Origin of the sequence: Alcanivorax sp. (assembly GCF_002733835.1) — a bacterium.
Lineage (GTDB): Bacteria > Pseudomonadota > Gammaproteobacteria > Pseudomonadales > Alcanivoracaceae > Alcanivorax.
Genome location: NZ_NVWY01000062.1, coordinates 1 through 5,886 on the forward strand (window position 1 = coordinate 1; position 5,886 = coordinate 5,886).

A 5,886-nucleotide genomic window follows, 5' to 3' on the forward strand; every position below is an offset into this window, starting at 1 on the left:
GATAGATCCGGATCAATTTCAGAGCATCTTAGATGTTTTAGGAGAAAGCCTTACAGAAGGTCGGAAAAAAAGGGCATTTTATTGCATGGGAACCTCGATTACTTATGGGGAGCTTGATCATCTAAGTCGCAAGTTTGCGAGTTATCTTCAAAATGATTTAGGTTTTAAAAAAGGGGATAGGATTGCCCTGATGATGCCCAATGTCCTGCAATATCCCGTCGCCATGATGGCGGTTCTGCGGGATGCCGGGGCGCAGCCCCTGTCGCCGAGCGCGTGGCCCGAGGAGGGGGTGACGCTGGAGGAGGGCGCGCTGGTGCGGGACGGGGAAACGGTGCTGACGGCGTTCGGGCTGCGCGCTGCCGGGCGGGCGCAGCTTGGTATCCTGCGGGATGCCTACCCGCCGATCGAGAGCGAGGCGGAGTATCGGCGCGCGGAGCGGATCGATTTCTATGATCTTTACGCCGAGGGAGACTGGGATTGCCGGGTGCTGCCGGATCGTCAGACGCTTTTTCGGCAGGAACAGAGACTGATACTGGTGAAATTGCGCTGCGAGGATACCTGACTTATGTTGGGAACCGTGCGATGGCGGTTTACAAGCTGCCGCTCAACGAAGTGGTGTTTGATTTCTATGACCGTCTGAAATCAATTTCGCGCGGTTATGCCAGCTTCGATTACGAAATCGCAGGCTATGACGAAAGCGATCTGGTCAAGGTTTCCATCCTTGTCAACGAAGAGCCGGTCGATGCGCTGGCCCTGATGGTGCACCGCTCGGCGGCTGAATATCGTGGCCGCGAAATCTGTAAGCGCCTCAAGGACCTGATTCCGCGCCAGATGTTCCGCATCGCCATTCAGGCCGCCATCGGTGGCAAGGTGATTGCCCGTGAAACCGTATCGGCCCTGCGCAAGGACGTGACGGCAAAATGTTACGGCGGCGACGTTTCACGTAAACGCAAGCTGCTTGAAAAACAGAAGGCCGGTAAGAAAAAGATGCGTCAGTTCGGCAAGGTCGAAATTCCGCAATCGGCCTTTATCAACGCGCTCAAGATGGGCGACGACAAGTAAGCCGAAATTACGACTTCGAAACAAAGGCTGTATTCCATTGCGGATGCAGCCTTTTTTCTTTGTGGTTCCCCATGGCCGTGTGCTGCGTTATGCATGGCCACACCAACCCGTTATTTGCCCAAGGAGCCTACAATGGATTTGGACCAGCTTGCCAGACAGGAAGAAATTCTGGTGTTTGACCGTTTTGACGAAGACACCGCCTGGTCGATTGGTTCCAAACTGGTCGGCGTGGCACAAGCGCAAAACGCCCCGGTCGCTGTCAATATCCGCACCCCGGACCGTACCCTGTTTCACGTATCCCTTTCCGGCGCCAAGCCGGCCAATGATTCTTGGGCACGACGCAAAAGCAATCTGGTGCTGCGTGAACATCAAAGCTCGATGCGCTTTGGGGCGGAACTAAAAGCCAATGGCAAAAAACTGGCAGATCACGGAATTGATTTTGCCGACTATGCCGATCACGGCGGCAGTTTTCCGATCCGCGTTGTCGGTGTGGGTGTGATTGGCGCGATCACGGTTTCCGGCCTCGCATCGCATGAAGATCACGGCATGATTGTTGGAGTGTTGGCCGAACATCTTGGCGTGTCGGCCAAGCTTTAAGACACAGTGAGTTTAACCGGGTGATTTGACCGGACTGTTAAACGCTATATTTCTGCGATACCTGACGTCAAACGGGGAAAACCGGGCGACAGGGCAAGCCTACTCTTCCAAAATGGCCTGAACCTTATGGGATACCCATTTTGATATGATGGTCGAACCGGCGACCAAAAGGCCGATCGCAACCGCTGTACCAATAACAATGATGAAGCTGCCAGCAGAACGTCCATGCATCATCATCTGAAAGGTGGTTTGGAACGTCACCATCATCAGCAAGGTGCCAAGCAAAAGCGTACCTGAACCAAACAGCATCAGTTTGCGCATATTCATCTTTCGGCGGTTGTTCGGTTGGTCGCCCTGATTCTGGTCGCTCATTTCGTTCCCCTGATGGTGATATGTGCGAATTCTGCTCTTGGTAGAATTTTGCAGCCTGTCATGATTGAGCCCTGAGGGCCAGAGACAAAGTTTCTTTTGTCCAGTACCTGTGTTGTCACCGGTTTGACAGGAACGAGCTTTGATACTCTAAAGAGGGTCAGGGCGCGTCGCGCTTAATCAAAATGCTCGATCTCAGGGTCAATTCCGGCAAAGCTCGGCAGTGCCGTGCTCATCCAAAGATGCTTTTTGGCCTTGAACAGGATTGGGTCATCAAATGTGCCCAATCGGAAATCGATGAAGCTGTCATCATCGCCCTTGCGCCAGGTAACGCTTGATCCGCATATCGGGCAAAAACCGCGATATTTGCCAGGCGAGCTTTCATATTCGCGCGGCTTGCTATCCCATGTGACGGCATTGGCCGGGAACGCAACAAAGGTCGAAACACCCGAACCGCTATCCTTGCGACACATGCCGCAATGGCAGTGATTGCCGCCCGTCGGCTCGCCTGAAACAGAAAAGCGCACCGCGCCGCACAGACAGCCGCCGGTATGAAGATCGGTGGTTCTGGTGGTGGGCATGGTGCGCTTTTCCTTTTTGATCAGGGCTTATTCCGCCGGAACGCCCGTCGTGGTGGAATATTCGAAATGGAATTCCTTATCGGGGAACAGGTAGCTGCGCGCGGAATGGATGGCGCTTGCCCCCTCGGCAAAGCCTGAGAGGATCAGTTTCAGTTTGTGGTCATAGGTCGCGATATCGCCAATCGCGAAGATGCCCGGAACCGAAGTTGCCATGGTGGCCTGCGTGACACCAATATGGTTGCGATCAAGGTTAAGGCCCCAATCGGCAATCGGGCCAAGTTCCATGGCAAGGCCAAAGAACGGCAACAGGTGATCTGCTTCGAGTGCAAGTTCCTCGCCCTTGAGTGTGGCAACCACGACATGGGACAGCTTGCCATTGTCACCCTTCAGGCTCTTGAGCTGATAGGGGATGACCATCTCGATCTTTCCGGCTTCGGCCAGGGCCTGCAATTTCGCACTGCTGTCCGGGGCGGCACGGAATTTCGGGCGACGATGAACGACCATGACTTTTTCGGCAATGTCATGAAGGGAGAGCGCCCAATCCACAGCCGAATCACCACCACCGGCAATGACAACCTTTTTGCCCGCGAAATCGGCACGGCGTTTGACGTAATACTGAACGCCGCCGCTGCCTTCGTAATCTTCAAGGCCTTCCATCGGGGGCTTGTTCGGGCCAAAGGCACCGCAACCGGCCGCAATCATAACCGCACCCGCATCAATGATGGTGCCGACCGAGGTTTCCAGCGTGAAACGGCCATCGTCACGTTTTTCAAGCTTTGTGACCTGCTGACCGAGATGATAGGTCGGCTCGAACGGGGCGGCCTGTTTGGCAAGCTGATCAATCAGTTCCTGACCGGCAATCTGGGGATGGGCCGGAATATCGAAAATCGGCTTTTCCGGATAAAGCGCGCTGCATTGTCCGCCAACCATATCAAGCGCGTCGATGACATGAGTTTTAAGCCCGAGCATTCCGGCTTCGAAAACGGCGAAAAGACCGACAGGGCCGGCGCCAATGATGGCAATATCGGTGCTGTGCGACGCGTCTGACATGTTCATTCCATCCAAATAACATCAGGTCGATAAAAGCGACGGTAATTCTTTATCCAATCTATACATGTGCGAGATAGCATTTGGGACCCTTTATCGCAACGTAAACCGCCCTTTCTTGCAGGTTGTCCGGCAAACTGCTGCCTGCGTTATACGATGCATGTAAAATCATTGCGAAGGGTGGGTCCATCACCCTACAACTAGGATCAGAACACAATTATTCGACGGATATCATGAGCAAGACAGTCACTGTCAGTGATCAGAAAGGTACCGAAACCCTTGCCGGACAGCTTGCCGCCCTGGCAAAAGCCGGTGACGTGATCCTGATGCACGGGACATTGGGGATGGGGAAAAGCGCGTTTTGCCGCGCCTATATCCGCGCTCTTGCCGGTAATCCGCATGAAGAAGTCCCAAGCCCGACCTTCACGCTGGTTCAGGTTTACGAACTTGATCCGGTCCCGGTCTGGCATTTCGATCTTTACCGGCTTTCCGATCCCGAAGAAGTCCACGAACTTGATATCGAGGATGCCTTTGCCGATGGTGTCAGTCTGATTGAATGGCCTGACCGGTTGGAGTATCTGACGCCGCAAGACCGGCTTGATATTCATATCGAACCCGGATCAAACCCAGGTGCGCGCGTTTTTCAACTGGTCCCGCATGGCGAGGATTGGGAAAAACGGATAACAAATCTGCCCGGGGTCGCATCATGACCGTGATGGGACGTCAGGATGTCATCGACAGATTTCTGCGCGAAAATGGCTGGGCTGATATTGAACCCGTCGCATTGGTTGATGATGCATCGGCGCGAAAATATTACCGTCTGGATAATGGGCGACAGACCGCCCTTCTGATGGATTTTCCGCCTGACGCGATCAGTGTCGACCCGCACGGTATTCATGAAAACCCCGAACGTCCGGCTTCGGTCACGCCGGTTATTGCAACGACATCCCTGCTTTCGCAAGCCGGTTGGCGTATCCCCGCGATATATGCAAGCGATGTTGCGCTTGGCCTTGTCCTGATCGAGGATTTTGGCGATCTGACCTTTACCCGTGCGCTTGATCTGAGCGGGGCCTCCAAACCGGCACTTTATCTGCGTGCGGTGGATCAGCTCATCACCCTGCACCGGTATTGTGATACCCGGTTTGAAAGTGCTGATTCCGGGCTGATCCGATACGCGCCAGACAATTTCAAACGCATGCTGCAAAGCTTCAAGACCGATTATCTGCCGCTGATCGTGATGGATGTCGCAAAGCGTAGCCGGGCCATCGTCGAATTTGATGCGATGCTTGAGGCCGTGTTGCCGAACTGCTGGAAATCCGGCGAGGTGATCATTCACCGCGACTATCACGTCGATAATCTGATGCTGGTTGAAAATGACGAGGGCGGCGAGGATTGCGGCATCATTGATTTTCAGGACGCGGCAATCGCCCCGCGGCCCTATGATCTGGTGTCGCTTTTGCGCGATGTGCGTCATGATATCGGCGTCGAACTTGAAAACAGCCTGAAGGACCGATATTGCGCCGCCTTTGAAAATCTTGATCGTTCCGATTTCGAAATGTCTTATGCTGCCTGCAATATGGTAAGGAATTTCAGGATACTGGGCCGGTTCGGCTGGCTCGCGATCAAGGCAGACAAACGACGGTATTTCGATTTCATCCCGCGTTGCTGGGAATTGATCCTGCGCGATGCAGACCGCAATCTGCCTGAATTGGCGGCATGGATTGCACATCATATCCCGGTTGAGGCACGAATGGCCCCGTCACTTTTAAGCCGACAGCAATCGTCCGAACAAGGGGCATCCTGATGAGTGACAAGAACGCAAAGGCGCAAGCAATGGTCCTGGCTGCCGGGCTTGGCAAACGCATGCGTCCGATCACCGATCACATGCCAAAGCCGCTGGTGCCGGTTGCGGGCAAGCCGATGCTCGATCACGTACTGGATAAGCTGGCTTTGGCGGGCTTTGATCAGGCGGTGGTCAACAGCCATTATCTGGGTCAGATGATTGTCGACCACGTCGCCACCCGGACCCTGCCGCGGGTGCTTTGCTCGCCCGAGGAAGATTTGCTTGAAACAGGCGGCGGGGTGAAAAAGGCCCTGCCGATGCTTGATGATCAGGCTGTACTGGTTGCCAATGCGGATGTCTTCTGGACCGAGGGGGCGGAGCCGCTTTTTGACCGCCTGACAGAGGCATTCGATCCGGACCATATGGACGCGTTGCTTGCGATCTATC

At 54.4% G+C, this 5,886-nt stretch carries 8 protein-coding genes and 1 pseudogene; 6 read left to right on the forward strand and 3 right to left on the reverse strand.

The genetic code is table 11. The features are described from left to right. From COA55_RS16815 to COA55_RS16825, 3 genes and pseudogenes are all read left to right on the forward strand, one after another. On the forward strand, positions 1–562 hold a 562-nt coding region (locus COA55_RS16815), incomplete at its 5' end, for an AMP-binding protein (protein ID WP_363970994.1). 14 nt (positions 563–576) lie between these two features. Then, a pseudogene (locus tag COA55_RS16820) lies at positions 577–1,062 on the forward strand (elongation factor 4); the annotation flags it as partial. Positions 1,063–1,194: 132 nt separating this feature from the next. Beyond that, the gene (locus tag COA55_RS16825) at positions 1,195–1,659 is read left to right on the forward strand and encodes a heme-degrading domain-containing protein (RefSeq protein ID WP_290503074.1); all 465 of its coding nucleotides are present in this window, start codon (positions 1,195–1,197) and stop codon (positions 1,657–1,659) included. 99 nt (positions 1,660–1,758) lie between these two features. Here COA55_RS16825 and COA55_RS16830 read toward each other — a convergent pair whose 3' ends face one another. The 3 genes from COA55_RS16830 to COA55_RS16840 all read right to left on the reverse strand — a co-directional run bounded on the left by COA55_RS16830 (position 1,759) and on the right by COA55_RS16840 (position 3,659). Continuing rightward, complete coding sequence (locus tag COA55_RS16830; protein WP_062956896.1) at positions 1,759–2,031, reverse strand: hypothetical protein; 273 nt, start codon at positions 2,029–2,031, stop codon at positions 1,759–1,761. A 173-nt stretch (positions 2,032–2,204) separates the two neighbouring features. Further along, the gene (locus COA55_RS16835; protein WP_290503075.1) at positions 2,205–2,609 is read right to left on the reverse strand and encodes a GFA family protein; all 405 of its coding nucleotides are present in this window, start codon (positions 2,607–2,609) and stop codon (positions 2,205–2,207) included. Between the two features lie 27 nt (positions 2,610–2,636). Further along, on the reverse strand, positions 2,637–3,659 hold the full coding sequence (locus COA55_RS16840) for an NAD(P)/FAD-dependent oxidoreductase (protein WP_290503076.1): 1,023 nt from the start codon (positions 3,657–3,659) through the stop codon (positions 2,637–2,639). A 230-nt stretch (positions 3,660–3,889) separates the two neighbouring features. Between COA55_RS16840 and tsaE the strand changes: the two genes are divergently transcribed. The 3 genes from tsaE to COA55_RS16855 form a co-directional block, all read left to right on the forward strand. Continuing rightward, positions 3,890–4,366, forward strand: coding sequence for a tRNA (adenosine(37)-N6)-threonylcarbamoyltransferase complex ATPase subunit type 1 TsaE (tsaE, locus tag COA55_RS16845; protein WP_290503077.1), 477 nt, complete (start codon positions 3,890–3,892; stop codon positions 4,364–4,366). Next, on the forward strand, positions 4,363–5,460 hold the full coding sequence (locus tag COA55_RS16850; protein WP_290503078.1) for a phosphotransferase: 1,098 nt from the start codon (positions 4,363–4,365) through the stop codon (positions 5,458–5,460). Before tsaE ends, COA55_RS16850 begins: the two co-directional genes overlap by 4 nt. Then, on the forward strand, positions 5,460–5,886 hold a 427-nt coding region (locus COA55_RS16855), incomplete at its 3' end, for a sugar phosphate nucleotidyltransferase (protein ID WP_290503079.1). The genes COA55_RS16850 and COA55_RS16855, both read left to right, overlap by 1 nt.